This is a genomic window from Candidatus Nitrosotalea okcheonensis, from assembly GCF_900177045.1.
GTDB classification, from domain to species: domain Archaea; phylum Thermoproteota; class Nitrososphaeria; order Nitrososphaerales; family Nitrosopumilaceae; genus Nitrosotalea; species Nitrosotalea okcheonensis.
The window spans coordinates 1,654,959-1,680,606 of the sequence record NZ_LT841358.1 but is presented as its reverse complement, the minus strand read 5'-3'; the positions used below and the strand labels follow the sequence as shown (position 1 = coordinate 1,680,606).

General features: G+C 32.0%; 25 protein-coding genes. 8 read left to right on the top strand and 17 right to left on the bottom strand.

Annotated elements, in window-relative coordinates; all coding sequences use genetic code 11:
• Nucleotides 1–69 precede the first annotated feature (69 nt).
• The 3 genes from BQ3481_RS09870 to BQ3481_RS09860 form a co-directional block, all read right to left on the bottom strand.
• Nucleotides 70–1,065 carry a hypothetical protein gene (locus BQ3481_RS09870; RefSeq protein WP_157928108.1) on the bottom strand — a complete coding sequence of 332 codons (996 nt, stop codon included), beginning with the start codon at nt 1,063–1,065 and terminating at the stop codon, nt 70–72.
• A gap of 95 nt (nt 1,066–1,160) precedes the next feature.
• On the bottom strand, nt 1,161–2,159 hold the full coding sequence (locus BQ3481_RS09865) for an SDR family NAD(P)-dependent oxidoreductase (RefSeq protein ID WP_157928107.1): 999 nt from the start codon (nt 2,157–2,159) through the stop codon (nt 1,161–1,163).
• Between the two features lie 89 nt (nt 2,160–2,248).
• On the bottom strand, nt 2,249–3,253 hold the full coding sequence (locus BQ3481_RS09860) for a Gfo/Idh/MocA family protein (protein ID WP_157928106.1): 1,005 nt from the start codon (nt 3,251–3,253) through the stop codon (nt 2,249–2,251).
• A 330-nt stretch (nt 3,254–3,583) separates the two neighbouring features.
• Between BQ3481_RS09860 and BQ3481_RS09855 the strand changes: the two genes are divergently transcribed.
• Genes BQ3481_RS09855 through BQ3481_RS09835 form a run of 5 tightly spaced genes read left to right on the top strand, consistent with a single transcriptional unit; the run spans nt 3,584 to nt 9,275 of the window.
• Entirely contained in the window at nt 3,584–5,293 is a 1,710-nt protein-coding gene (locus BQ3481_RS09855; protein ID WP_157928105.1) for a UDP-N-acetylglucosamine 2-epimerase, read from the top strand.
• Between the two features lie 27 nt (nt 5,294–5,320).
• Nucleotides 5,321–6,061 carry an N-acetylneuraminate synthase family protein gene (locus tag BQ3481_RS09850; RefSeq protein WP_157928104.1) on the top strand — a complete coding sequence of 247 codons (741 nt, stop codon included), beginning with the start codon at nt 5,321–5,323 and terminating at the stop codon, nt 6,059–6,061.
• Between the two features lie 31 nt (nt 6,062–6,092).
• On the top strand, nt 6,093–7,178 hold the full coding sequence (locus BQ3481_RS09845) for a DegT/DnrJ/EryC1/StrS family aminotransferase (RefSeq protein ID WP_157928103.1): 1,086 nt from the start codon (nt 6,093–6,095) through the stop codon (nt 7,176–7,178).
• 39 nt (nt 7,179–7,217) lie between these two features.
• The gene (locus BQ3481_RS09840) at nt 7,218–8,501 is read left to right on the top strand and encodes an aminotransferase class III-fold pyridoxal phosphate-dependent enzyme (RefSeq protein WP_157928102.1); all 1,284 of its coding nucleotides are present in this window, start codon (nt 7,218–7,220) and stop codon (nt 8,499–8,501) included.
• 27 nt (nt 8,502–8,528) lie between these two features.
• Complete coding sequence (locus BQ3481_RS09835) at nt 8,529–9,275, top strand: cytidylyltransferase domain-containing protein (protein ID WP_157928101.1); 747 nt, start codon at nt 8,529–8,531, stop codon at nt 9,273–9,275.
• Nucleotides 9,276–9,285: 10 nt separating this feature from the next.
• On the opposite strand, the gene BQ3481_RS09830 is transcribed toward BQ3481_RS09835, so the two are convergent.
• On the bottom strand, nt 9,286–10,002 hold the full coding sequence (locus BQ3481_RS09830; protein ID WP_157928100.1) for a class I SAM-dependent methyltransferase: 717 nt from the start codon (nt 10,000–10,002) through the stop codon (nt 9,286–9,288).
• 36 nt (nt 10,003–10,038) lie between these two features.
• Between BQ3481_RS09830 and BQ3481_RS09825 the strand changes: the two genes are divergently transcribed.
• Nucleotides 10,039–10,593 (top strand): D-sedoheptulose-7-phosphate isomerase, encoded by a 555-nt coding sequence (locus tag BQ3481_RS09825; RefSeq protein WP_157928099.1) that lies wholly within the window; start codon nt 10,039–10,041, stop codon nt 10,591–10,593.
• Nucleotides 10,594–10,596: 3 nt separating this feature from the next.
• Here the strand turns inward: BQ3481_RS09825 and BQ3481_RS09820 are convergent, their stop codons facing one another.
• Nucleotides 10,597–11,322 (bottom strand): nucleotidyltransferase family protein, encoded by a 726-nt coding sequence (locus BQ3481_RS09820; protein ID WP_162287764.1) that lies wholly within the window; start codon nt 11,320–11,322, stop codon nt 10,597–10,599.
• 189 nt (nt 11,323–11,511) lie between these two features.
• On the opposite strand from BQ3481_RS09820, the gene BQ3481_RS09815 reads away from it, so the two are divergent.
• Entirely contained in the window at nt 11,512–12,450 is a 939-nt protein-coding gene (locus BQ3481_RS09815) for an NAD-dependent epimerase/dehydratase family protein (protein WP_157928097.1), read from the top strand.
• A gap of 44 nt (nt 12,451–12,494) precedes the next feature.
• Here BQ3481_RS09815 and BQ3481_RS09810 read toward each other — a convergent pair whose 3' ends face one another.
• The 3 genes from BQ3481_RS09810 to BQ3481_RS09800 all read right to left on the bottom strand — a co-directional run bounded on the left by BQ3481_RS09810 (nt 12,495) and on the right by BQ3481_RS09800 (nt 13,716).
• A complete protein-coding gene (locus BQ3481_RS09810) occupies nt 12,495–12,695 on the bottom strand; it encodes a hypothetical protein (RefSeq protein ID WP_157928096.1) in 201 nt (66 codons plus the stop codon).
• A 178-nt stretch (nt 12,696–12,873) separates the two neighbouring features.
• Nucleotides 12,874–13,149: a hypothetical protein gene (locus BQ3481_RS09805; RefSeq protein ID WP_157928095.1), complete on the bottom strand. Its 276-nt coding sequence runs from the start codon at nt 13,147–13,149 to the stop codon at nt 12,874–12,876.
• A 147-nt stretch (nt 13,150–13,296) separates the two neighbouring features.
• On the bottom strand, nt 13,297–13,716 hold the full coding sequence (locus tag BQ3481_RS09800) for a hypothetical protein (protein ID WP_157928094.1): 420 nt from the start codon (nt 13,714–13,716) through the stop codon (nt 13,297–13,299).
• A gap of 672 nt (nt 13,717–14,388) precedes the next feature.
• Here BQ3481_RS09800 and BQ3481_RS09795 point away from each other — a divergent pair.
• Complete coding sequence (locus BQ3481_RS09795; protein WP_162287763.1) at nt 14,389–15,513, top strand: glycosyltransferase; 1,125 nt, start codon at nt 14,389–14,391, stop codon at nt 15,511–15,513.
• Nucleotides 15,514–15,538: 25 nt separating this feature from the next.
• Here BQ3481_RS09795 and BQ3481_RS09790 read toward each other — a convergent pair whose 3' ends face one another.
• The 9 genes from BQ3481_RS09790 to rfbB all read right to left on the bottom strand — a co-directional run bounded on the left by BQ3481_RS09790 (nt 15,539) and on the right by rfbB (nt 25,594).
• Entirely contained in the window at nt 15,539–16,591 is a 1,053-nt protein-coding gene (locus BQ3481_RS09790; protein WP_157928092.1) for a GHMP family kinase ATP-binding protein, read from the bottom strand.
• Nucleotides 16,575–17,453, bottom strand: coding sequence for an SDR family oxidoreductase (locus tag BQ3481_RS09785; RefSeq protein ID WP_157928091.1), 879 nt, complete (start codon nt 17,451–17,453; stop codon nt 16,575–16,577). The genes BQ3481_RS09790 and BQ3481_RS09785 overlap by 17 nt, the downstream gene beginning before the upstream one ends.
• A gap of 19 nt (nt 17,454–17,472) precedes the next feature.
• Nucleotides 17,473–17,895, bottom strand: coding sequence for a cupin domain-containing protein (locus BQ3481_RS09780; RefSeq protein ID WP_157928090.1), 423 nt, complete (start codon nt 17,893–17,895; stop codon nt 17,473–17,475).
• 102 nt (nt 17,896–17,997) lie between these two features.
• A complete protein-coding gene (locus BQ3481_RS09775) occupies nt 17,998–18,480 on the bottom strand; it encodes a D-glycero-alpha-D-manno-heptose-1,7-bisphosphate 7-phosphatase (RefSeq protein WP_157928089.1) in 483 nt (160 codons plus the stop codon).
• A 94-nt stretch (nt 18,481–18,574) separates the two neighbouring features.
• Nucleotides 18,575–21,322 (bottom strand): tetratricopeptide repeat protein, encoded by a 2,748-nt coding sequence (locus BQ3481_RS09770; protein ID WP_157928088.1) that lies wholly within the window; start codon nt 21,320–21,322, stop codon nt 18,575–18,577.
• Nucleotides 21,240–22,403, bottom strand: coding sequence for a hypothetical protein (locus BQ3481_RS09765; RefSeq protein WP_157928087.1), 1,164 nt, complete (start codon nt 22,401–22,403; stop codon nt 21,240–21,242). Before BQ3481_RS09765 ends, BQ3481_RS09770 begins: the two co-directional genes overlap by 83 nt.
• Before the next feature lie 207 nt (nt 22,404–22,610).
• Nucleotides 22,611–23,675: a glucose-1-phosphate thymidylyltransferase gene (locus BQ3481_RS09760; RefSeq protein WP_157928086.1), complete on the bottom strand. Its 1,065-nt coding sequence runs from the start codon at nt 23,673–23,675 to the stop codon at nt 22,611–22,613.
• A gap of 31 nt (nt 23,676–23,706) precedes the next feature.
• Nucleotides 23,707–24,639, bottom strand: a complete 933-nt coding sequence (gene rfbD, locus BQ3481_RS09755) for a dTDP-4-dehydrorhamnose reductase (protein ID WP_231911787.1) — start codon at nt 24,637–24,639, stop codon at nt 23,707–23,709.
• A complete protein-coding gene (rfbB, locus tag BQ3481_RS09750) occupies nt 24,599–25,594 on the bottom strand; it encodes a dTDP-glucose 4,6-dehydratase (RefSeq protein ID WP_157928085.1) in 996 nt (331 codons plus the stop codon). Before rfbB ends, rfbD begins: the two co-directional genes overlap by 41 nt.
• Between the last annotated feature and the right edge of the window lie 54 nt (nt 25,595–25,648).

The following is a 25,648-nucleotide window of genomic DNA, read 5'->3' as shown; positions in this document are numbered from 1 at the left end:
ATATATCTAGATTATGATAACAAACATTATAATCGTAATTTTATTTTCAGGTTTAATCAAACAAATGAATCAGCTGTGAATGATTTGCAGTATGACGTTTGCAATTCGTTCTGCACCTTTATCATCAATAATACTATTGTATGATGACATTTTTAGCAATTGATCATTATGAAAATATGAGATTATTTCGTTTACAGCATCTTTATATTTTATTTTATTATATTTTCCAAGATATTTAAACCAATTACAATTTGCCATCCGCTTTGCAGAGATATCATTTTCGTTACTATGGGATATTACAAATATAGGTAATCTTGCGAATACAGATTCATAAACCGTTATACCAAATGCAATTATGCCAACAGAGCATTCAAACATAAGATGTGGAAAATTTTGAGGATCTTTAATGATTTTAAAACGATCATCATTTGAAATTAGATTACGTAATTTGTTTTCACCAACATAAAACTTTCCTAGGATTACAAGTAACTTGAAGTCAGATGTTACTTTTTTAAACTCTGATACAATACGAAATGTTATATTTTTTTTATCAGATCCACCCATAGAAAGAAGTATTACATTTTTTTTCTTTCTTATTTTTTGCTGTTTAAATTCAGGATTTATGATAACATATTTTAGCCCAACAAGACAATTTTCTGGACAGACTCCAAATTGTTCACGTATACCAGGCAATATTGCTAAATCAGCATGATTAGCAAATTGCCTGTTATCAATTAAAACTACTTTGACACTATCCTTTACAGATTTAATTATTTTCAGAATAGATTTTCTTTTGGAGTCAATTATGAGTGCTTTACATTTTTCTTTCTCAAGGATCTTTTTAATCATGATTCCTTCTGTATGAGTCTGATTCACTTTGAAGACTATATGTCCATATTTTTCAATTTCTTCTTTATTATTATTAGAAATTAGAAAGATGCACTCCATACCCTTTTTTGAAAAATACTCAGCAATAGATAAGCATCTTTTGAGATGTCCAAGTCCAAGTGTTTTACTGCTATCTACTCTAAATGCTATACGCAGTTTATTTTTATTTTGAATCACTACGATTTCAACTATTTAATGATAAATTAACTATTTTAGTCAATCATATACTTTACACACAAAATTATTTATTATGTAGAAAATTCACTTCAGAACTATTGTGGTACTAGACCATGTTTGATTAGAATTTTTTTAAGATCATTTTTAGAAATACATGTAACAGTATCAGAAGAATATACTGAAAGAGTGCACGGTTTAAAGTTTGTATAAGATCGTTTTATCAATTCCACCCTATCATTTTCTGGAGGCAACAAGACATACATATTCTTATATTCAATCGAATATTTTGACTCATATTCATTTAACAATATTTCATGATGTTTTTCACCAATTCGCACAGGAATTTTTTTTGTCTTAAAAGGAATTTCAGATATTTCTTGTAATGCTCCTACCAAATCAGATAATTTGTACGATACCAATTTTGGGATAAATACCTCAGAACCTTTGGCGAAATTCAAGGCATTTATGATAAGATCTAGTGCTTCATTCATGGCGATATTGAATCTAGTCATATTGGGATCAGTAACTGTAATCATACCCTGTGATTTTATTTGTTCAATAAATTTTGGTATGACAGAACCCCTACTACCTAAAACATTACCATACCTAACACAAGAAAATTTTGTTTGTCTTTTTCCTTTATAATGATTGGCTGCTATGAACAATTTTTCCATGGCTAGCTTTGTTGCCCCATAAAGATTCAATGGAGAAACTGCTTTATCTGTGCTAACAGCTAAGCAGATTTCAACTTGTTCATCCATTGAAACATCCACAACATTTTGTGAACCATCGATGTTAGTTTTGATAAATTCAAATGGATTGTATTCTGCAACCGGTACATGTTTTAATGCCGCAGCATGAATAACAATGTCTACGTTTTCTACTGCACGTCGTAATCGTTCTTTATCTCGTACATCACCAATAAGAAATCTTAACCTATCGTCTTGAAATTTTTCTGCCATAATCACCTGTTTATTTTCATCACGGGAAAATATCCTAATTGCTTTAGGATTTAGAGACAATAGTCTTTCAGCTAATGCTTGCCCTAATGATCCTGTTCCACCGGTGATTAGAATAGTTTTGTTATCAAACACAATAAGAGACTTTTTTTGACGAATATAAATTTGATAGTATTATCAGATCATTTTAGTCATCATATAATTAGTTTTAAGATAAAACAATACTAAAGATCTATAATCTTTCTTTTTTCAAAGGATTCATACATTGCAAGCACTACCCTAAGATTTTTCTTGCCTTCTTCTCCTGTCACTGATGGTTTCCGTTTATTTTTGATACTATCAAAAAATTCAGAAAATTCATTTATAAAACCTTGTAAATTGTGTGCATATGTAGCATTTTTTGTTTGATGATCAAATGCATAGTGTTTCCATTCTTTTTTCCCTACTTTTACCTCCTCACCATATGTAACATAGAGTGCTCCCTTCTTTCCAATCATCTTACAGCCAGTATCTCTTATTCCCCAACTTGGTGCAACAGGCATCAAAGTGGCTACTGCACCACATGAAAACATAAGAGTTGCGAGCCCCATTTGCTCTGCAGATGATGAATCATCTATTTTATCCATGATAGGAACAAATACGCTTGAGACTTCAGAATTCAACCAAAACCGAATCTTGTCTACTGCATGAATTGCATCAAAAAATACTCCTCCACCCATTTCTTTTTTTAAGGCCCAATCCGGCGTCTTTCCTTTTCCAGGAATTTGTCCTGGATCTATACCGTATTCTAACACTAATTTTATAGGTCCTATTTCTCCAGAATCAATTATTTCCTTTGTCTTTAAGCTTGAAGGATAAAATCTATACGTGTGTCCTACCATTAGAATCAGTTTTGATTTTTCAGCTTGTTGGATCATTTTGTCACAATCATCCAAGTTTGTTGCCATGGGTTTTTCTACCAAAACATGTTTTCCAGCTTTCAAAGATGCAATAGCATTTTGTGCATGAAGTGGATTAGGAGTGCATACATCTATTGCGTTAATGGACTCATCTTCAAGCATCTCTTTTACAGAAAATGTTTTTTTCATGAATTTTTTTGCCAATAATTCAGATCTTTCATCAATAACATCGGCAAAACCAACCAATTCTACATCACTTAGATGTGAATATGCATCAGCATGCCTTTCACCCATTCTACCTGAACCAATTATTCCAACTTTAATCTTCAAAATCCAAAACTTCTCTAGTCAATAGACTATTTTTACAATTCTATTCTTTTCACATATACCAGATATGAAAAACCATGAGTATAAAAGATATTTTAAACAAATTTGGCATCCATATGTGTATATTAAAGGAATAGATAAAATACGTCAATAAAATCAAAATCAGATCTGGAAAAGAAATTATGCATAATTAAGAATCTTGAGTCAGACATAGATACAATAGACAATGAGAATAACACGGTAGTTTATGCATGGGATTATTTTGCGAGTAAAGTACTTTCTCAAAGATCTATAGATCATCAAATATGTGATAAAATTCTCTCGCATGATGAAATGAATGAAATCGATTTAACTGCATTGGAAATTTCTACAAATTGGTATAAGAACACAATAATACAAGATATGCTAACATTTGAAGGAATAAATCTTGGATTTTTAGTAGAGTGGGAGCTATTTCATTATTTGATACAAACCATAAAAAACTATGTCATGTTAGAAAAAATTCTAGAAAAGGAGAAGCCTCAAAAAGCAATCATTTATGGAGATATTGGACAAATAGGATCAATTTTTGATAAACATCATGTAACATACGAGTTGAAAGAGTCAGAAAATCATAATGACGACAAATTCATCATGGATTACATAGAAATCAAGTATGACATATTTAATCACCCAGTATCATTCAGGATTTCACTTCAAAAGTTTTTCTGGATGAGAAGACAATATGAGAAAGTTCTTAACATGATTTTAAAATTATTTTCGGTGAAAGGAAAAAGAGATAATTTAAGAAAGAATTACTTACTACTTGAATTCAATCCATCTACGTATAATGATTTGTTGTATGCTGCAGAGAAAAACAACAACAATCTAAAACTATTCAATTTCCGAAGACCAGCTATTTGGAATGTAAATTCTTTTAAAGTTATATTGAGATCTGGTTGTGACATTGTAAGGGAATATACCGATAAGGTGCCAGACGAAAAAATCAAGAGTGTAATAGACCATCTAAGAAATTCATATGAAATGGAAAAAATTTTTTCGATAAGAAATAAATCATTTTGGTTTTTCATACAAAAGGACTTTATCAATTTTTGTCATATCAGATTCTTAGAGGCGTTACAAGAAATAAAAAGTGTCACAGCCATACTAAAAAACCAAAGAATAGATTGCATCTTAGGCTGGAACGATAGTTTACAAACAGAAAAAACTATCATGACAATAGGAAAAAAACTTGGCATACAAACAGTAGTATTACAACATGGAATAGTCAACCATAATGAAAACCCAGAAAAAATTCGTTCACATATAAAAATAAATGGACTTGTGCCTCTTGTGGCAGATTATCTTTGTTGCTGGGGGGACATTATGGAAAAACATGCAATAAGTCTTGGTATGCAAAAAGAAAAATTGGTAAAAACTGGAAGTCCAAGATATGATAGTTTTTTTTCACAAAAAAGGATGATACATGTTAAAGAAAAAAAGACGATACTTTTTGCAACCAGTGGACTTGCAAATAATTTTGTTGCCGGATTCACATCTGAAATATTAAAAAAATATGAGGAATCAATTGAGAATATTTGTTCAATTTGCCAGAGATTCAAAGAATATGAATTAATAGTGAAAATTCATCCTTATTCATCTGATTTCATAGATGTAAAGAGTATAATCAAAAGAAGCAATTCAAATGCAATGATTATCCAAAATGCTAATATGGAAAAGCTAATAGAAAATTGTGATGTATTGATAACATATGCACAATCTACAGTCTTGTTGGAGGCCATGATTCTGGAAAAACCAACTATATCCATATGGTTATACGATTTTATCTCCCCTGAGGAAGATATGCTTTTCAAATATGATGCAGTCACTGTGACTACATCTGAAAGATTAGAAGACAATTTGAAAAGAATCCTAAAAGATGAAGACTTTACAAAATTTAAGATAAACAATGGAAAAAGATTTGTGAATGATTATCTATCTAATAGAGGTAAAGCATCCTATGAATTATTGAGATTTTTGGATCAAATTACCAATAATAAGTAAATATATGATGACAGTCCAACAAAGTCCATGTATGCCAAAATCATAGCTGAAATTGGATCTAATTGGGAGGGAGATGTAGAATTAGGCAAGTTACACATAGAATCAGCCAAGAAGAGTGGAGCTTCATTTGTCAAATTTCAAATGTGGCGTGCCAGAGATCTTTATGATAAATCACATCCGAATTGGAATGAAATTACAAAATCAGAACTTACACAAAGTGCTGCGAAAGAATTAAAGAGTTTTGCAGATAAAATTGGGATTGGGTTTTTTTGTAGTGTATTTTATCCAGAGGCAGTTGATTTTCTTGAAACATTAGATGTACCCATTTACAAAATTGCATCTAGAACCTCTACATTAAAGGATAAATTTTCATTCGAAACTATTCAAAGAGTAGCAAAGGTGAGAAAACCAATATACATAAGTGTAGGAGAGGGCGGAGATAGAAAAAAAATTTCAGATCAGTTTATGAATGACAAATATCAGTTCACTTATTGCGTATCTAATTATCCAACTTCTGATAATGATATTGATTGGAAAGAAATTATGAAGTATGACTTTTTCTCTGATCATACTTTAGGCATAACTATTCCAATTGTTTTTGCAACGTTAAAGAAAAACAACTCAAAGAACGATATTTTTATTGAAAAACACACAAGACTGGAAACCTCAAAGGGTCCGGATGCTTCTTTTGCAATTACATATAAGGAGTTATCAGAGTTAGCAAAACATCTGAGAAGAATAGAAAATCTGAGTTTTCCAACACAATAGATATAACAACATTTCATGATGTAGATCTTAGATGAATAGAAGAATCCCGTTATTTTCCCCCAAGTTTGACCATAAAGAAATCGATGCTGCTAAGGATGCTTTGAAAAGTCATTTCTGGGCTTCTGGCGCAGGGGTTGGTCGAGTATCAGAGTTTGAACAGAGATTCAAGAAGTTCACAGGCTGTGATGAATGTGTAGCAGTAAATAATGGAACTGATGCTCTTCATTTAGCACTCAATATTCTTGACATTAAAAAAAAAGAGGTGCTGGTTCCCTCACTCACCTTTGTCACAACTGTTCACTCTATTCTTTATAATGAGGGAATTCCAGTCTTTGTAGATGTAGAACCTGGAACGTTATGTATGGATCCTAATGATCTAGAAAATAAAATCACTAGTCATACTAAAGCAGTTATTCCGGTTCACTTTGGAGGTCTTCCATGCAACATGGCTAGAATAACAAAAATATCAAAAGAAAATTCAATTCATGTAGCCGAAGATGCAGCACATGCATGTGGTTCTAAATATGAAGGCAAAATGATAGGAAACATTAGTGAACTAACTAGTTTTAGCTTTCATCCTGTAAAGAATCTTGCAATGCCTAAAGGCGGAGCAATCACGATCAGCTCCAGAAATAGCAAAAATATGAGAAAGAGATTAAATTCTCTTAGATGGTGCGGTATTGACAAAAGACAAAATTCTTTTTATGATGTGACCAGTTTAGGCTATAATCACTATATGGATGAAATTTCGGCTGCCATCGGTATTGAACAATTAAAAAAGATTAGTAAACTTAATGCGACCAGACTTGAGATTGCAAAAAGATATCATTCAGATCTAAATGTAAGTGAAAAAATGCCTTTGAGTAAAGGTTGTTCTTATCACTTGTACTGGATCAGAGTTAAAAACAGAAAAAAAGTCATGAAGGAACTACGCTCCCACGGTATTGAAACAGGTTCTCATTATAGACCTGTTCATTCCATGGCTTATTACAACGTGAAAATTAAACTGCCAGTTACTGATAACATAGCAAAAGAAGTTATAACATTACCCATGCATGCAAATCTGAAGAAAGATGATGTTGACTTTATCATCAAGACAGTCAATTCACTGGTTTAGAGGTAATGATTAAATGACAATAAAGAAGTTTAGAGAAATATGTTAAATTTGAAAAAATCTAACGAGTATCTCAAAAGAGCAACAGGTCTCATCCCAGCATTATCACAGACTTTTAGTAAAGCTCCGTATAGTTATGTAAAAGGCATTTATCCAGTTTATTTAAAAAGCGGTAAAGGAAGTCATGTTTTTGATGTAGACAACAATGAGTTCATAGATTACATATTAGCATTAGGACCTGTTACACTAGGTTATGCATATCAAGCCGTAGACAATGCCATATCACAACAACTGAAGAAGGGTATTTCTTTTTCCATGCCACACCATCTAGAAGTAGAATTATCAGAAGAAATCCATCATCTGATTCCAGGAGCTGACATGGTAAGATTTTCAAAAACAGGTTCAGATGCAGTAACTGCTGCAGTGAGAGCAGCTAGAGCAATTACAAAGAAAGACAACATACTATATTGTGGATCAGGTGGAGTTTGGCATGATTGGTTTACAGTAATTACAAGTAGAAGTGAAGGAATTCCCTACATAATGAAATCCATGATAAGAAAATTCAATTATAATGATTTAGAATCTCTCAAGATATCTTTTGAAGAATCTAATGATAACGTAGCAGCAGTATGTATGGAACCACTGATGTTAGAAAACCCAAGAGATGATTTTCTTCAAAAGGTGAAAAAGATCACCCATGACAATAACGCAGTACTCATCTTTGATGAAGTGGTAACAGGGTTCAGATATGCAAAAGGAGGAGCACAAGAATATCTTGGTGTAGAAGGAGACATAGTAGCTTTTGGTAAAGGAATAGCAAACGGTATGCCACTTGGAGCTATAACTGGAAAAGAAGAATATATGAAGAAATTTGATGAAGTATTTTACTCAACTTCTTATGGTGGTGAAACCCTTTCACTTGCAGCCTCGCTTGCAGTCATTAATGAAATTAAAAACAAGCCTGTAATAGAACACTGTTGGAATATTGGAAGAGCATTAATAGAAGGATTTAACAAAATTGCATCTGAATTATCTCTGGATATTGAAATCAGTGGATTTCCCATCAGAGGTAGTATTGTTTGCAGAGATGAAAATGGAAATCCGTCTAATTTACTAAAAAGTATCTTATTACAAGAACTTGTTGAAAGAGGAATAATGTTTGGTCCTGGTGCCGTTTTCGTTAGTTATTCTCACACTAAAGACGATATTGAAAATACATTAAAATCTTGTAGAGAAGCTATGCTCACTCTCAAGAAGGGAATAGAAAATGGAAATGTTTCCTCACTACTCAAAGGAGAGGAAATGAAAAAAGTCATGACTTTCTAACAGTTGTTCAATATGATAGGATAAAAAATGAATTGTGTGATAATAATACAAGCAAGATCAGACTCTAAGAGATTCCCAAGAAAAGTTTTATCAAAAATGGAAGACAATACCATTTTGTGGCACGTCATTAACAGAGTAAAAAAAATAGACAGCTGTGACATAGTTGTTGCAACAACAAGAAGAAAGATCGATAACAGTATAGTTAACATAGCAAAAAAATCAAATATCAAATATTTCAGAGGTAGAACAAATGATGTTCTTGACAGATTTTACAAGGCTGCAAATAAGTTTGATGCAGATATAATTATGAGAATCACATCGGATTGTCCATTAATAGATCCACAAGAAAGTAACAAAGTGTTAAAAAAGTTTCTTAGTAGAAAGTATGATTATGTATCCAATGGTAATGAAACATATCCTGATGGATTAGATACTGAAGTCTTTAGTTTTAAAGCCCTAAAAAAAGCTTGGAAAAATTCCAAATTGAGATCAGATAGAGAGCATGTAACACCATACATTTGGAGAAATAAGAAAATTTTCAAAATCGGTTCAGTGAAAAATAATGGAAAAAACATGAAGGCATACAGATGGTCGGTAGACTACAAAGATGACTTGATATTCATCAGGCATATATACGCAAGACTATATAAGAGAAAGGAGATATTTTTGATGAACGATGTATTAAATTTGCTAAGAAAAGAACCACATCTCATGAAAATTAATTCTCATCATACGAGAAATGAAGGATATACGATTTCATTATCAAATGATTGACAACAAGGATTTATTTCTTCAATATTCCAAAGCTGTACAAATCAAGAATTTTACTTGGTCTTTTTTCTGAAATCAACTCAGAAAATGCTGCATTCCATTTAATATCATCAGAAGCTAGTATTCCACCAGGTTTAATAAATGGCCAAGCTATTTCATATTCAAATTTCATGTTCTCATAAGTGTGTTCACTATCATGAATAAAAACATCGACTTGTTTTAGATCAACTAATAGTGGTTTTAAAATTATAGAAGATTTTCCTTCATGATATGTCCATCTGTTCCTCAAATCATCAGGAACTAACCAGCCTGGTTTTTTGTCCGGAGGTAAACGCACTATGGTATCATTTCCAGGGATCGCTGGTATGTCTATAGAATGCAAGTGTCCCAAATTATTTTTCTCTAGTGCCTTCAAAAGAAAGGCAGAAGAAGCACCACTTGCAACACCAGTTTCTACGATAATTTGTGGTTTTATCATACGCATTATTATGTAAAGCAATGGCCCTCGCAGAGGACTCATCATACTACCAGTAGAAACATCAGGATATTGAGATATTTGATCTCGTAGATTTTCTATAAATCCATCTTTTTCAAGCTCTCTGACATATTCTTTGATTGTTACCAGCGATAAATCCAAAAACTTGCTTAACTTTCTAAATCTCAACAAGTAATTGAAAACAGGTTTTAGACTCCTTTCCTGAATAATATATTCAATTGGAGAACCTGTCATAAGATTTAACAGACCATCAACATAATATTAATGAAGATGAATAAGAAAATATCTGAAATAATTAAAGAAAATAGATTAACAAATCAACGTCTACAGGAATCATGCATACCATCAATTGTAGAATTAATAGATAATGCCAGAAATACATTAAAGAAGAAAGGTAAGGTAGTCTTTTTTGGAAATGGCGGATCTGCAGCAGACTCACAACATATAGCAGCAGAATTTACAGGCAAATTTAAAACATATCAAAGATTTTTACCTGCAATAGCTCTTACCACCAACACTTCTGCTTTGACTGCAATATCAAACGATTTTAGTTTTGATGACATTTTTTCAATGCAAGTAAAATCACTGGTCAATAAAAATGACTTGGTAATTGGAATTTCAACTAGTGGAAATTCAACAAATGTCATCAAAGGAGTATTGGAAGCAAAGAAAATTGGTGCAAAGACTGTTTCCTTTACTGGAGCAAAAGGAGGAAAACTTGCCAAGATTGCAGATATTATAATAAAAGTACCATCCGATGATACTCAAAGAATTCAAGAATTTCACATCATGATTGGACATATTCTCTGTGAACTAGTCAACTAGATTTTAAGAGAAATCAACTCTCTTTGAAGTAACATCATTTATGAATTGATTGTAACTATCTGGAGTTCCAACATCGATGAAATAATCATCAAATTTAAATCCATAGGCCTTTCCATTCCGTACTAAATCAGGAAATAATAATTCCTCATATGAAAAGGATTCAGGATAATCATCCCAAGAGATTTTCTTCTTTGCAAGTATGAAATAACCTGCACTAATCCAAGATTTTCTAGCATCAGATTTTTCTTGAAATGCAACAATTCTGTCATCATCCAAATCTAGAGAAATTATTCCATATCTAGAAGATTGTTCTATTTGTCTAATTAATATGGTAAGATTTGATTTTCTTTTTTTATGAAAAGAAAACATCTCTCGGAGATCAAAGAAAGCAATTGTGTCTCCATTACACACAAGAACTTCATCATCCAGAAAATCAATGGCATTTTTTATTGCACCGCCTGTCCCCAAGGGGTAATTTTCGTGTATTGTAGAGATGTGCATATTTTCAAGTTTCAATTTTTTTATATAATTATCCATCTGATCACCCATGTAACCAGTTGAGATCAAGATTCTTTTCAGCCCTTGTTTACGCAATAGTTTTAACTGATAATCAATAAAGGGCAATCCTAGAACTGATATCAAGGGTTTTGGCCTACTAGAGTCAATTCTTTGTAACCTTGTTCCTCTACCACCTGCCAAAATTAAACATTCAAATTTTTCATTACTCATAATATATTAAAAATTGATGAATATGTCAAAAGTAAAAAGGTAACTAGCTACAATACTACATTGCTTGACAAATTTTTTACAACACGGTCAGTAGATAATGTAAGTTTGATCAGTTTATTCATAGAAATACTTTAACACTAACATTTAAAGTAAGTACAGGAGAGCATCATATTCAAAGAAAGATAGAAAATGAGTGATAGAATTCTAATAACAGGAGGCGCAGGATATATTGGTTCGGTTCTAACAAAAGAACTACTTAACCAAGGATATTCTGTGACAGTACTTGATAGATTCATGTATGAACAAAATAGTCTTTTAGATTGCTGTAATAATGAAAATTTTTCCGTCATTCGCGGTGATATAAGAGATAAAGAAACATTACAATCAGCTATGAAAGGACAGGATTTTATAATTCATTTAGCTGCTCTTGTTGGAGCACCTCTATGTAATGCAGATCAAATTGCTGCTACAACAACCAATCTTGATGCATCAAAACTTTTGTTATCCTTGAGAACAAAGGACCAGAAAATTCTTTACCCGTGTACCAACAGTGGTTATGGTATAGGAGAGAAAAACAAGTTCTGTACAGAAGAGACTCCTCTCAGACCAATCTCTCTATACGGTAAAACAAAGGTAGAAGCAGAAAAAGAAATACTAGATGCAGGAAACTCGATCAGTTTTAGACTGGCAACAGTGTTCGGTGTTTCCCCTAGAATGCGTGTAGATCTGCTAGTAAATGATTTTGTTCATCGTGCAATGACAGACAAGTTTGTGGTAATCTTCGAGGGTCATTTTAAACGAAATTATATTCACATTCAGGATGTTGCTCGTACTTTCCTTCATGGTATAAAGAACTTTGAAAATTTGAAAGGAGAGACATACAATGTTGGTCTATCGGATGCTAATCTTTCAAAGCTAGAGCTTTGTGAGAAGATAAAAAAATATCGTTCCGATTTTGTCTATATTGAATCAGACATAGGAAAGGATCCTGACAAGCGTGATTACATAGTTTCAAATGAAAAGATTGAGAAAACGGGTTTCAAACCAATCTACTCTCTAGATTTTGGAATTAAGGAATTGATGAAGGCATTTGCCATAATAAAAGATTCGCGTTATGGAAACATCTAATAAAATATGATATAATAAAAAATTAATTTAAAATCATAATTCCGTTATGTAATACTAGATACTACAATTGTTAGAGGATCATCATATCCTACATATAAAGAATTTTTGCCATCTATAGATATTGCCGTGATTATGTGACCGACATAAAGATTAGCCATCACATTATTTGTTTGTCCATCAATTACATTGACCGAAGAAATATTGGAGACATAAACAAGATTTTTGCTCGGATCAACCGTTATCATATGATCGTTGTCACCAATTGAGATATTTGTTTCAATTTTATTTGTAGTATTTATTACTGTTATGAGATTTGAATCACGATAAGAAACATATATTTATTTCATCTTTTTAGATGTAGGATAAAAATTTATGAGGAAACCAATTTTCATAATCAAATATTTTTCAGATTTACATCACGAATTATAGAATTGAGGGTTTTTTACACAGGATGAATTCCCCATCTACAGTGAATTTGCTATTTTCATTAATTCCGCCAATTGATATTTTATGACATCCATTTTCAAAAAATCCTGTGAAGAATTTGAAACCCCAACCTATAGCAGGGTTTTTGTATGGTAAATCATGTAGTTGCACTATCTCAGGTCTAGGCCAAAATAGATCAGATGATAAAAACGGTTTACCGTCTACAAATAAAATGACTTGGTCCACTTTACCATCATATCTCTCATTATCCATCCAGATATAATCACAGATGAATCATTAAGCAAAATGGTTTCATTTTTAGAGATTTCATGGTCATACACATGATCTATATCTCCCATTCCTTTTCCTTGATCTAACATATTCCATTTTTTTCTAGAGTCATTTCATTTTTTTCTTGTTCTAAGAGTGTATTTGAAAAAATGTTGCTTTCCTTTCAAGCAATATATTGAACACTGTTGAAACATCCTTTGCAGATTCCCAGCTATTTTTTGGATCACCAAAAACATTAAAATAGTTGCACTTTTCTGGACTAGACGGTATATGCATACAATCAAGATACGGAATCAAGGCTTCATAGCCAGCAATTTCATACTTGAAACCATCCTGATATGATGTTGATAATGCAATCATTTCCATTGCAATAAAGAAAACATAAATGATCGTAGTAGACCAACGCAATTTTTTATTCTTTGATTTTCTTATTTCAAGTAATAATATAGTCACTACAACCAACAAGGCAATTTGAGTAAAAGTAGACATGATGATGAAATAATTTGTGTCTGGAAGTCGTACATTGAACCGTCCCAAAGATGTAAACATTGTTGATAAAATTCCCATAGTTCCAAAAACAATCCATGGGAACGATTTGTTAATTCTTTTTATTAGAAGAAATATAGAAATAGAAAACAACGAACCTAGCGAAATAAATCCAATCAAATATTTCAATTTGAAACATATTGGATTTGTAAATCTGACTGATGTTGGATGCGTATACAGATTAATGAAAGTGAGGTACTAGAGAAAATTTCTGAAAAACTAACCATTCAGAATACGGATGAAGCAACTGGGGTATTGCTGTAGGATTTGTATCTTACAATGTTAGCGGTTGAAAACGATATGAAAGTTGTTGAAGTCCCTATTACTTTCAACAGGCTAATAGATAAATCAAAATTACGCGCTAATGAGAAGTTAAGAGGTATTAAAATCGGTCTCTCATTTCTCTGGTTTGTTATCACATATTGATTTTTTAGTTGCCTATAACAATCCGATTTACAATTAGAAGATATGGAGATCTTTTTTAAGACATTTATTAGTTACGTGAAGTAAATTGAAGGCTAATAAATTTTCACCATAGATCAATGTTAACAGTACAATACATATTCAAGTTGTAACAGTAACTCTACAATGAAAATCGTTTTTTTATATAACGAAAGTGAGGTAGAAGGTAAAGGAAATATTGACCTTTTTTCTATACAAAGGAAATTAAAAAAATTGAATCATGAAATTGTTATCATTGTAAGAAAAGATTCTTCAAATAATCATCAAGATAATGTACATGCTATTTTACCATCCCCAATGAAAGCATTTTTCATTTTACCACTAATAATAATAAAGTTATCAACTATCATAAAAAAAGAAAACCCAGATGTTATTGTAGTAGAAGGAGGATGGTATATCCCTCTTTTAATCTCAATGGCTAACATCACAAAACGAAAACCAATTATTTTTGTTTTTAGAGGATTGGTTTTAGAAACTCTTGTAGCATTTCATGCAAAATCATTTTTGATAAAAACTGTAGCAAGATTATTCATAAAAATAAATCATGCAATATATAAAAAAAGCAAATTTTTAATTGGTACAAATCCATCACTCTGTAAGTTTTATGAGGAAAAGCTCAGAAAAAAAGTTACACTAATCGGAACTCATTCCATCGATTTTGAAATATTCAAGCCACTTGACGCCATATCATCTAAACAGATCAGAGAACAATATGGAATTGACAAGAACAAGATTTCTATATTATATTCAGGTGCAATAGAAGAGTGGCACATATCGTACCTTGTAGATTTGATTGACAATGTAGTACAACTGGATAAAGAAGGTCATATGGTGCAGATCATCATAATGGGGTGGGGATCTTGCCGTGATAAACTTTTGAATTTAATCAAGAAAAAAATTGAAAACGGAGTCAAAAAAGACGTAATTCTTGCAATGCCATGGTTAGAACACCAGATTGTTCCAAAAATCATTGCTTCTTGCGACATATGTGTTGATCCCTTTCTTAGACCACATCCCATGAACTATGCTCCTGCAGGTAAGTTGATGGAATACATGGCATGTGGTAAATGCATCATAACAACGAAAGGGTACTCAAATGAAGAGCTAGTTACAGATAAAAAAAGCGGTTTCATCGTAGATGGTACTAAAACAAATCTGTATTTGACATTAAAGAACATCCTGATAGATAAGGATAACATTAAAGGGATGGGGCAGATTGCAAGAGAAACAATCGTAAAACTATATTCATCCACTAATAAAATTGAAGATTTTGAAGAGTATCTCAAGAAAGCGTCAATGACAAATCATCCTACAAAAAAAATTACAGATAAAAAATAATCATATCAATTCAAAAATTATATTTTTATGAGCGAACTCCTGTATCACCGATAGTCCATGTTTGAATTCCATTATTTTCAAAGCTGAATGGTATTGCAATACAACCCATTCCAGATAACAATTTTTCAAGTCCCCTACGTTTTTCATGTTCTACATAAAATAACATATGGCCACCACCTCCAGCACCAAGGACTTTACCTCCGATTGCCCCATTCACCCTCATTTTGTGATATATTTTATCAATCCTATTATTTGAAATGATATCTGAAATCTTCTTTTTAGTTTCCCAAGATTTGTGTAACATTTCACCAAAGCTTTTCACATCACCCTTTAGAAGAACAGATTTGATATCATAAGCCTGTTTTTTTACTTCGTCCAATGTTTGTATAACTTTCTCATCAGTTTGGGATTTTGATTGAAATGAATGAATCTTCGAGGAAGATCTACTCACACCTGTATCAACAAGAAGAAGATTACTTTCCAATTCTTGCGTTATTTCTTGTTTCATTCTCAGGGGATTTACTATTGTACTATTTTGTTTGAATTCTATAAAATAAAAACCGCCAAAAGTACAAGCGTATTGATCCTGATGTCCACCTTTTATAGCTAGCTCTCTTCGTTCTATAGCATGAGCCATCTCGGCAATTTCATATGATGTTAGAGGTTTTTCCATGAATTCTTTTAGAGCACCTACCAGAGAGATTATCACTGCGGTAGAAGATGCAAGACCGGTTCCAGGAGGAGCATCACATGCCGTGATAATCTCAAAACCAAGTTTTTTTGGCTTCAGTACTTTAAGCACGGCTTTTGCCAAGTCAGACCTTCCATCATAAGACACATCAAAGAACTTTGCTTTGAAATCAAGAACAGTGACTAGATCAAAATCCAAAGATCTGATTATCACAGTATTTTTTCCAGAATTTTGTTGTGTTAGTGTAGAATACGCATATTTAGAAATTGTGGATCCAATGACTGCTCCTCCTCTAGTAGTTGAGTATGGCGGCACATCAGTTCCGCCACCTGCAAAGCTTATTCGAAGTGGAACTCGACATCTTATTTTTTCATTCTTTTTTATCATGTGTTCTCTCCTGATTTTTCATATTTTTCAGTCCTTCAAGTGTAGACATGGGCTTAGTTTTTAAAATTTTTTTTACTAATTCGACGCTTAGGCTACAGTCCATTCCCCTATTTGTTTTCCAATTCATTTCAGTCATCGATATCGGTTCAATCAGTTCCTTATTTAGTTCAAATATATCCGATATCTGATTTGCAAATTCAAATCTTGTCAGTCTAGTGGTACCTGCAACATGACATATTCCAGTAATTTGTTTTTCGCAGATTTCAATTAACATATCTGCTACATTTTCAGCATATGAAGGTGAAACATATTGATCATTAATAGCATTGAATCGTTGTCCTTTTCTAAGATTTTGTATTACCAACATTACAAAATTGGAAAATGAATTATTCCAACCATATAACAGACTTGTGCGAACTACACATGTTTTATCATAATTATTTATTACAGTTTTTTCTGCTTCAAATTTTGTTAGTCCATAATAACTTAAAGGATTTGGTATATCATTTTCTTCATACAAACCTTTCTTACCGTCAAAAATCAAATCTGTAGAAATATAGACCAGCATGATTCCCATCTTTTTACATATCTCTACTATGTTTAGAGTACCTTTGACATTAATCAGGCGACCCATCTCATTATTTTTTTCTACAGCATCATTTCTCATTGCAGCTGCATGAATTATTACGTCAGGTTTTTCTTTTTGAAATATTTTCTCTATTTTAGATTTATCTAACACATCAAGATGAATCATTTTGAGCATTTCATGAGAATAGTAGCTTCCAACTATATCATGTATTGTTTTTTTCTTCGTTATCACATATCCCAGAAAACCAGAGGCACCTGTTACAAATATCTTCATTAAAAAACCACTTTTTGAATCATACTACATCAACTCGTTCGTTGCCAGTAAATGGACCTTGTTTTATTTCCAGTATTTTTGAATCTTCTAAGAATTCAGTGGCGTGAGCCCCATGCCCTGTAAGTATTATCGTATCGCCAGATTTCAGTTGTTTTTTAGATATGATCGTCTTTTTATCAATTCCATACAATACCATCAGAATCTTTCCATTGACAATATGAAGAATTTCTTGGATAGGATCTTGGATTGTCACTGGTTCTCTTTCATAATAATGAGGTTTTGATTTGTATCCTTTTTCTCTAATGTGAAAACCTAATTGGAATTGATCAAGATCAGAAGTATAAAACCGCCCTCCCTTTTCATTAGCACTATGATAGATAACAATGGCTAATTGTATTCTTCCTTCGTTAATTACTTCAAAAGAAGATCTTGAATTTTCCACACATAGTGAGAAAAATGAAAAATATTAAGACTTTTCTTATGTATTAATAACCAAATAAATTATATTTTAAAAATTAATCGGAAAACAGAAATGTTTTCATTTTTAGATTTGTGTCAAAATTTGATCTACAACGATATTGAGATTGTTACAAACTAGAGCAAAATTACAACCAGCACGAGTTGCTGCTTCTTTGTCAGATTCACTATCCCCTAAGAACCATGAAGTGGTAAGATCAATCTCAAATTCTTGAACAGCTTGGTTTATCATACCAATGTTTGGCTTTCTGCAAAGACAATTTTCATCTGGTCTATGGGGACAGATATAAATTTTTGATATTTTAACACCATGGTTAGTCAGAAAATCCAAAAGTTTCTTGTTAATCTTTGATTCGTCTTCAACAGAGATTAACCCTCTATTAATTACAGATTGATTTGTTAATATAAACAAATCATATCCTGCATTAACAAGTCGTAATAACTGCTTTTCTATCTTAGGAATTATTTCTAATTCATCTTCTGATTTGACATAATCATTTCTTTTTACATTTAGTACGCCATCTCTATCAAGAAAAATAGCTTTTTTCAACAGATATGTTTATTCAGGTCGATTTAAAATCATTTCATTTGTTATAATACATAAAAAGATTTTAATCACCATTTTAATAATTAGTTTTTCTTTATTATTGTGATGACATATATGATAAAATTTTATTCTTTGATTTTAAGGCATCTGTGTCAGATGAATTAAGCAATAGAATTTTATTATAGACATCAAGTGCTTGGGGTAGTTTACCTATTTGTATCAATACTGAGGCTTTAGCTTTGAGCACTCCAATATCTAGTGGATCATACATTAAAGATTGATTTATCGCCAAAAGAGCTTCATCATATCTTCCCAAATTTGACAAAAGGAATATTTTGTTATATACAGCAGCATGATCAGTTGGATGTAAAACTAGTAGTTTATTCAGAAATGGTAAAGCCATTTCGTATTTTTTGACGGCAATAAGTTGATCTACTTCATAAGATAAAACATTTTGTCCAGCTTGTGGATCCAGTGATAATATTTTATCGTTTATTAGTAAGGAGTCATCATATTTTCCTTGGGTCGCTAACAAAATACTTTCATACGTTAAAGTTGTTATGTTATTTGGATCTATTGATAAAAGATTGTTTATCAGATTTATTGAGTCATCAACATGTCCCAAAGTAATGAACACAGATAGTTTATTTTGAAGAGTTGGTACATCGTTAGGTTCAATTGCAAGAGCATCATCATATGTCGAGATTGCTTTATCATAATCCTTCATTTTAAGATAAACACCTCCTTTGTCATTAAGATAAGAAATATTTTTTGGATTATTTGAAATAGCCATATCTAAAATAGAAAGAGCTTCATCATATTTCTTAAAATGAGTCAAACTTGCGGCTTTGTCAATTAATCCTACAGTATTCAGTGGATCAATAGAAAGAATTGCATTACTTACTAATAAAAGTCCAGCAGGATCTGGGACGTTAGAAAAGTAATGGGCTTGTTCTATAAGTGAATTTTTTATATCATGATCATCAAAGTGCACAAGTCCCAGGTTTTTATAAATCAAAAAATCTATTTTACCCTGTTTTTCATACACATTATTTATTGCATCCCAATCTGCAACTTGATTTTTGTACATATCTGGAACATGTAAATAGATATCAGTTGCTTCATTTAGTAGCCTCTTATCAACAAAGGTTTTTGCAATATCTAATTTAGTTTGGAATGTTTTTTGATCATCTTCTGCGATATTTTTGTAAAGGATTAAAGATTTATCTAGATCATTCTTTTTTTCCAAGTTTAATGCTTCATTCAGTTTAGAATCTCGCAGTAAAGCAGAATTACTCTGAAAATTCCGGAATGCTAGATTTGTACCATTATAATGTTCCTTAGAAATCAGATCTAGAACCACATATGACAAGGCAGATATGTTAGAACCATCTAAACTTAACATATTATTTGCAACAAGGAGAGTTCTATTAAGATCACCAATAGAAGCATAGTATTCAGCCTTGGAATCTAATTTTTCAAGCAATTTCATTTTTACATCAGATTCAGAAATGATTTTGTTAGAATCAGATGGGAGCGGGATAAAGGATAAAACATCAGCATATGAATCAAGTGTAGAATCATCATATTTTTTATTTTCAATCATTTCATCATATTTTTTTAAAGATTCAACATAGTGATGATTTGAAAGTAACATCGATACAGGTTGAATATAACCACCAGTTGACTGGAGAGGATCATTTTTGTCACAGTAAGATTTTCCAAAAAGAAAAGTTGTTTGGTGATCATTTTTGAAAACTATGGGAAATCCCAAAATTGAAGTGACATTATGCATTTGAGAAGGAGAAGCTCCTACCCAACTAGGTTTGATGTAGTAGACAGTACAACTCTTTGTTTCATTTATTGCATTAGTAGCAATTGAAGGGTTGGTTGAATTTTGCATCAGAGAATAATAATACAAAGATCTATCCACATTTCTCAAACCTGGACTTATATCGGCATGAAAACCGCCATATAATTTTTCACCACCCGTAAAATAATACAGAGGATAGGAGCCCCAAGAATTTGTGATCAGAGAATAATTAGCATCATTTTTTTGAATTTGTAGAATATATTTTGTAGCCTCTACATCAGCTGGAGTAACCCATGCAGTATTTGTTTCTAGAACTATTCCAGATTCTACAAGTGTTGCAATCAGAATACAGAGAAGAGGAATAAGCATTTTACCTGCAATTGTATTTCTTACAAGATGCGTACCTTTTTCAAACAACCATAAAATTCCAAATGCGACAAACGGTATTTCTAATATTGGAAACACAGTAACAACATAATCTAAAGCATGTGGCAAAGTCATGAGATTTATAGTCACATATGCACTTATGTGAAGAGTAAAAATACTTAGAAGAAGAGTATAACGGATGTTTTTATTAAAGTTAAAACGAAAAGCGCCGATCAAAAAAAGAATAAAAGATACAACATGTGAAATAAAAAACCAACTAGCAGTAGCTATAAACTGATTAAATGGAATTGATTGACCTGGAGGAAGATAATATCCAAACATTATTTGGATCCAATTAACTAGTTTTGGAAATTGTAATGAAATATCAAAGCCAGAAAAGGATGAACCTAAAGGTATTTGTGCAAGAGGAATTACAAATGACAAGATACCAACAATCAAGGGAATGAATAGAAGAGACAATTTTCTAGATGAATTAGAGGATCTTGTCATCACATATCTAACAAATATAGAAATTATCATAACATCGAATAAAATCAGGAAAAATAATGAATAGTTAACAAAATTAAGAACAGTAACAATCAAAGCAAAAAGAAATGTTTTCTTGTCTTTTTGTAATAAAAAAGTAGTCCAAAAGAGCAGGCCCAAGACGAAAAAAGGCATAGAGAGAGAGTTTTACAGTTTGGGACATGTAGTATGTAAGCCCAGAATAGAACAAGAATGAAAATGGTAACAGAAGTGAGAAAAGATATTTTTTTGATACAAGATGTCCAATTCTAAATAATATAACAGCTGTAGTACCCAAAGCAAACACAGGTGAAAGCAATCTCCAGAAAGTCAGACTACCATCAGATAGCAATTGCGAAGTATACAGTCCCAAGGTGTTAGATATTCCTCGTGACCAAACAGTCAGATATTGTTCAGGAATTTTAAATGGACCAAGTGAAACTGTTGAGATGTTTTGTACTAGAGTGTTTTGTGCGACGTATAAATGATCATGGTTTAAAGCACCTCTAATCTCTCCCAGAAGAAACCAAGTATCATTTGAGTATAATGTCGGAACTACAATAACTGCATAAGAACATGCAAAAATTATTGAAGCTGTGATTATTACACTTCTAACAGATATGCTGATTTTTCTAAATAGTATTCCACCAGTTACAAGTAAAAATATAAAAAAAACGTAGAGATGAGTTAACGGAATCCGTTTCCACAAAAAAGTTGAATCTGATGTAGTATTTGATGACAATACAAAAATATCAAGAATCAATAACGATATCCAGATAGCAATTAAACCCAAGTCATACCGATTTATTTTTTCCATCTTTTGGAAGATAATCGGATTTACTGGAAGATTATCTCTTATTCTAAATACAACAATAGGAATTCCAGATATTGCAACAATCACAACCAGATGTTCTAATGAAAAGGCAGAAAACAAAACAAATGGTGAAGATATTACACATATGCTGACTAGAAAGATAAAGGCACCAAGTGTTATCCCTATCCACTTAATCTCACCTAATACAGATTTTAGTTTTTCATATACAACAGAACCATTGAGTATTAGAAATGCAGATGTTGCAACAAGTCCAATAATCACATTATGAAAGACAAGAACGTTTATCATTATCAGAAGAATTGGAATGTAAGTTACTGCAATACTTTTGATCAAGTGATTTTTCTTTGATTCGTCTAAGAATTTACAATTCGATCTAATATTAGTCATAGTCATGAACCATCACCAAATTAACACATTAAACTAGGCATTGATTTTGTCAATTTAAGGTAATAAAATATATATTATAAAGTTACAGGCGATAGAATAAAACTGATTAAATAATACAAATAATTTAAAAATCGTTCACAAACCATTGATTTCTTAGATTTACTATCATCGAAAATAATAGGTATGAAGAAAATGTAGCAACAAGTATCACATTTTAATTTTTGATCTTTCTCCAAGTAAAAATTGATATTTTTTTGGAAGAGTATTTTCAATTATTTCAGAACCACTAGCAATTATACTAGATATGACACTGACTGGTACATTTATCACACAATTATCCATAATTATAGAGTTTTCAATATCACAGTTTTTTAGAACAGAATTGTTTCCAATGCTAACGTATGGTCCAATTTTTACTGCCGGGCCAATATTACAATTATGACCTATTATTACAGGCCCCGTAACAAGACAATCTCTACTTATTGTGCTATTTTTCCCAAGTACGATATTCCCTTTAACTTCAGAATCATTCTGAAGTTCAAACTGATTTTCTTTTCCAACAGTATCAAGTATGAGACGATTTGCATCCAAGATATCCTCCGGTGTTCCTGTATCCTTCCACCAACCTGTAACGATATCATATTGAATTGTCTTACCTCTAGCAAGCAACATATCTAATGCATCAGTTATCTCGAGTTCTCCTCTCCAGGAAGGCTTGAGATTATCTATAATGTCAAAAATATGTGGAGTAAGAAAGTATATTCCAATCACTGCAAGATCAGATAGAGAATTCTTGGGTTTTTCAACTATTTTTGTTATTTTATTTCCATCAAGTTCTGCTACACCAAATCTTGTAGGATCATCGACTTTGCACAAAAGAATCATTGCATCTGAATTTGATAATTCAAACTTTTTTTTATATTCAACTAGACCTTTTCTGAGAATATTATCTCCAAGGTATACAACAAATCTATCATCCTTGATGAAATCCTTGCAGAGTCTTATTGCATGTGATATTCCTTTGGGTTGGTCTTGGTAAACATAGCTGATCTTGACTCCAAACTTTGAGCCATCTCCATAAAATTCTTTTACCTTTTCTGGATAGACATCTCCTATTATAATACCAAGATCAGTAATTCCTGCATCCCTAAGATCTTCTACTGCATATTGTGACATTGGTTTATTTGCAATTTTCAGAAGTTGTTTTGGACCAGCATGCGTCAATGGCCTGAGTCTTGTTCCGTGCCCACCATGTAGTATTATGCCTTTCATTTTTAATCCATCTTAACATATGCGGTATATTTCAATTTGGTTTATACCTTATTTCATCTATAAAATAATCTAGTCCTGCTTCTATAGAAAGAGGCTTTTCTTTTAGGATTTTGGCGGATTTTGATACATCAAGAGATGAGTCTCTGGGTCTTTTTGCTATCCATTTTATATCATTAATACATGTTTGTTTTAGCAAATTCTTGTCTAGATGTAATTTTTCAGATACCAACAAAGCCAAGTCATACCTTGATATCCTTGATGCACCTGCAAGATGAAATATTCCTTGTATCTGTCTTGTAGAAACCTCAATCACCATCCTACTCAGATTTGGAACATATGTGGGAGAAGTATATTGATCAGTAAGAATGTTGATTTCCTTTCTTTCCTTTAGATTTTCAATTACAAAATAAGGAAAGCTCTTTTTGATATCATGAATTCCAAAAGGAGTACTTGTTCGCACTATACACCATCTTGATGCTTTATTTTGTACTGCTAGTTCACCTTGATATTTAGAATAACCATAATGATTAACAGGGTTTGGGGCATCAGATTCACTTTTCAATCCATGCTCCCCATCAAACACGTAATCTGTTGATACATATACAAAAAAGGAATTATTGTTTGAAGATTGTTCTGATAGCATTTTTGTTGCGATTGTATTGATTTGAGATGCCAATTTTTTTTCCTTTTCACAACGATCAACATTTGTCATTGCTGCAAGATGCAATATTACATCCGGCTGGATTTCCTTAACAATGTTGAGCATATCTTCATTATTGGTAAGTTCAAGTTGTACAGGTATTCCGCCAAGTGGCTTCGATTCATGATAACCTGCATAGATCTCATTTCCAGTTTTTGTAAGATCTTTGATTATTTGAGTTCCAATTAGTCCTGTAGAACCAGTTACAAGGAATTTCATCGTATTAGGATATAGTCCACGGTTGAGGGTGCAAAGTCTTTTCATTTGCTAGAGATTCCCACCATTTTACATTGTTTTCATACCAAGAAACCGTTTCTCTTAATGCTTGATCAAATTCATATTTTGGTTTCCAACCTGTAGTTCTTTGTATTTTGGAGGCATTGATTGAATATCGTTTATCGTGTCCCGGTCTATCCCCTACAGTATCTATCAGATCTAGTGGTTTATTCAGTAATTTGAGAATATTTTCGACGACGGTCTTGTTTGTAATCTCGTTCCATGCAGTAATATTATACACTTCACCTGACTTGCCATTCTTAATCAATGATTCAATTGCCTCTACATGATCCAGAACATATATCCAACTTCTTATCTGATATCCTCCATCATAAAGAGGAATTTTCAGATTTCTTGTTGCTCTAATGATAGTTTTCGGAATTAGCTTTTCTGGAAATTGATATGGCCCAAAATTGTTTGTACATCTGGTTGTAATGCATTTCATCCCATAGGTCCTATAGTACGCTCCCACTAACATGTCAGATGAGGCTTTGGTAGCAGAGTATGGATTACTTGGTTTTATTGGATCCTCTTCTGAGGAAGAAATATTAGTTTCAGCATCACCATAAATTTCATCTGTGGATATATGAAAAAATAATTTATCATATTTTCTTGCTGCTTCCAGAAGTGTATAAGTTCCTACAATATTAGTATCAATGAATGGTTTAGGATTTGCTATACTTCTATCTACATGAGTTTCTGCTGCAAAGTTAATTATAATATCAGACATTTGTGAAAATTTTGATACCGTTTCAAAATTTCTTATATCATCTTTGATAAAGGTGTAATTAGGATTTTGTTCTATTTCTTTAAGATTGTCCTTATTTGATCCTATTGTTAAACTATCAAGATTCATGATTTTATCTTTTGGATTATTTTTTAGATGATTTCGAATAAACGCACTTCCAATAAACCCGGCACCGCCACAGATAAGAAGATCCATACTAATGTTAGACAACATACCAATCATAAGACTTTTTTGATTTTTACAAAGATA

What these genes read in the sequence shown, in the direction of transcription:
- BQ3481_RS09765 (WP_157928087.1), bottom strand. Translation starts at nt 22,403, where the DNA reads ATGACTAATATTAGATCGAATTGTAAATTCTTAGACGAATCAAAGAAA.
- rfbB (WP_157928085.1), bottom strand. Translation starts at nt 25,594, where the DNA reads ATGGATCTTCTTATCTGTGGCGGTGCCGGGTTTATTGGAAGTGCGTTT.
- BQ3481_RS09855 (WP_157928105.1), top strand. Translation starts at nt 3,584, where the DNA reads ATGAATGAAATCGATTTAACTGCATTGGAAATTTCTACAAATTGGTAT.
- BQ3481_RS09810 (WP_157928096.1), bottom strand. Translation starts at nt 12,695, where the DNA reads ATGATAACGGTTGATCCGAGCAAAAATCTTGTTTATGTCTCCAATATT.
- BQ3481_RS09815 (WP_157928097.1), top strand. Translation starts at nt 11,512, where the DNA reads ATGAGTGATAGAATTCTAATAACAGGAGGCGCAGGATATATTGGTTCG.
- BQ3481_RS09850 (WP_157928104.1), top strand. Translation starts at nt 5,321, where the DNA reads ATGTATGCCAAAATCATAGCTGAAATTGGATCTAATTGGGAGGGAGAT.
- BQ3481_RS09840 (WP_157928102.1), top strand. Translation starts at nt 7,218, where the DNA reads ATGTTAAATTTGAAAAAATCTAACGAGTATCTCAAAAGAGCAACAGGT.
- BQ3481_RS09760 (WP_157928086.1), bottom strand. Translation starts at nt 23,675, where the DNA reads ATGAAAGGCATAATACTACATGGTGGGCACGGAACAAGACTCAGGCCA.
- BQ3481_RS09825 (WP_157928099.1), top strand. Translation starts at nt 10,039, where the DNA reads ATGAATAAGAAAATATCTGAAATAATTAAAGAAAATAGATTAACAAAT.
- BQ3481_RS09805 (WP_157928095.1), bottom strand. Translation starts at nt 13,149, where the DNA reads ATGGATAATGAGAGATATGATGGTAAAGTGGACCAAGTCATTTTATTT.
- BQ3481_RS09845 (WP_157928103.1), top strand. Translation starts at nt 6,093, where the DNA reads ATGAATAGAAGAATCCCGTTATTTTCCCCCAAGTTTGACCATAAAGAA.
- BQ3481_RS09785 (WP_157928091.1), bottom strand. Translation starts at nt 17,453, where the DNA reads ATGAAGATATTTGTAACAGGTGCCTCTGGTTTTCTGGGATATGTGATA.
- BQ3481_RS09790 (WP_157928092.1), bottom strand. Translation starts at nt 16,591, where the DNA reads ATGATAAAAAAGAATGAAAAAATAAGATGTCGAGTTCCACTTCGAATA.
- BQ3481_RS09800 (WP_157928094.1), bottom strand. Translation starts at nt 13,716, where the DNA reads ATGTTTACATCTTTGGGACGGTTCAATGTACGACTTCCAGACACAAAT.
- BQ3481_RS09835 (WP_157928101.1), top strand. Translation starts at nt 8,529, where the DNA reads ATGAATTGTGTGATAATAATACAAGCAAGATCAGACTCTAAGAGATTC.
- rfbD (WP_231911787.1), bottom strand. Translation starts at nt 24,639, where the DNA reads ATGAAAAGACTTTGCACCCTCAACCGTGGACTATATCCTAATACGATG.
- BQ3481_RS09830 (WP_157928100.1), bottom strand. Translation starts at nt 10,002, where the DNA reads ATGACAGGTTCTCCAATTGAATATATTATTCAGGAAAGGAGTCTAAAA.
- BQ3481_RS09820 (WP_162287764.1), bottom strand. Translation starts at nt 11,322, where the DNA reads ATGAGTAATGAAAAATTTGAATGTTTAATTTTGGCAGGTGGTAGAGGA.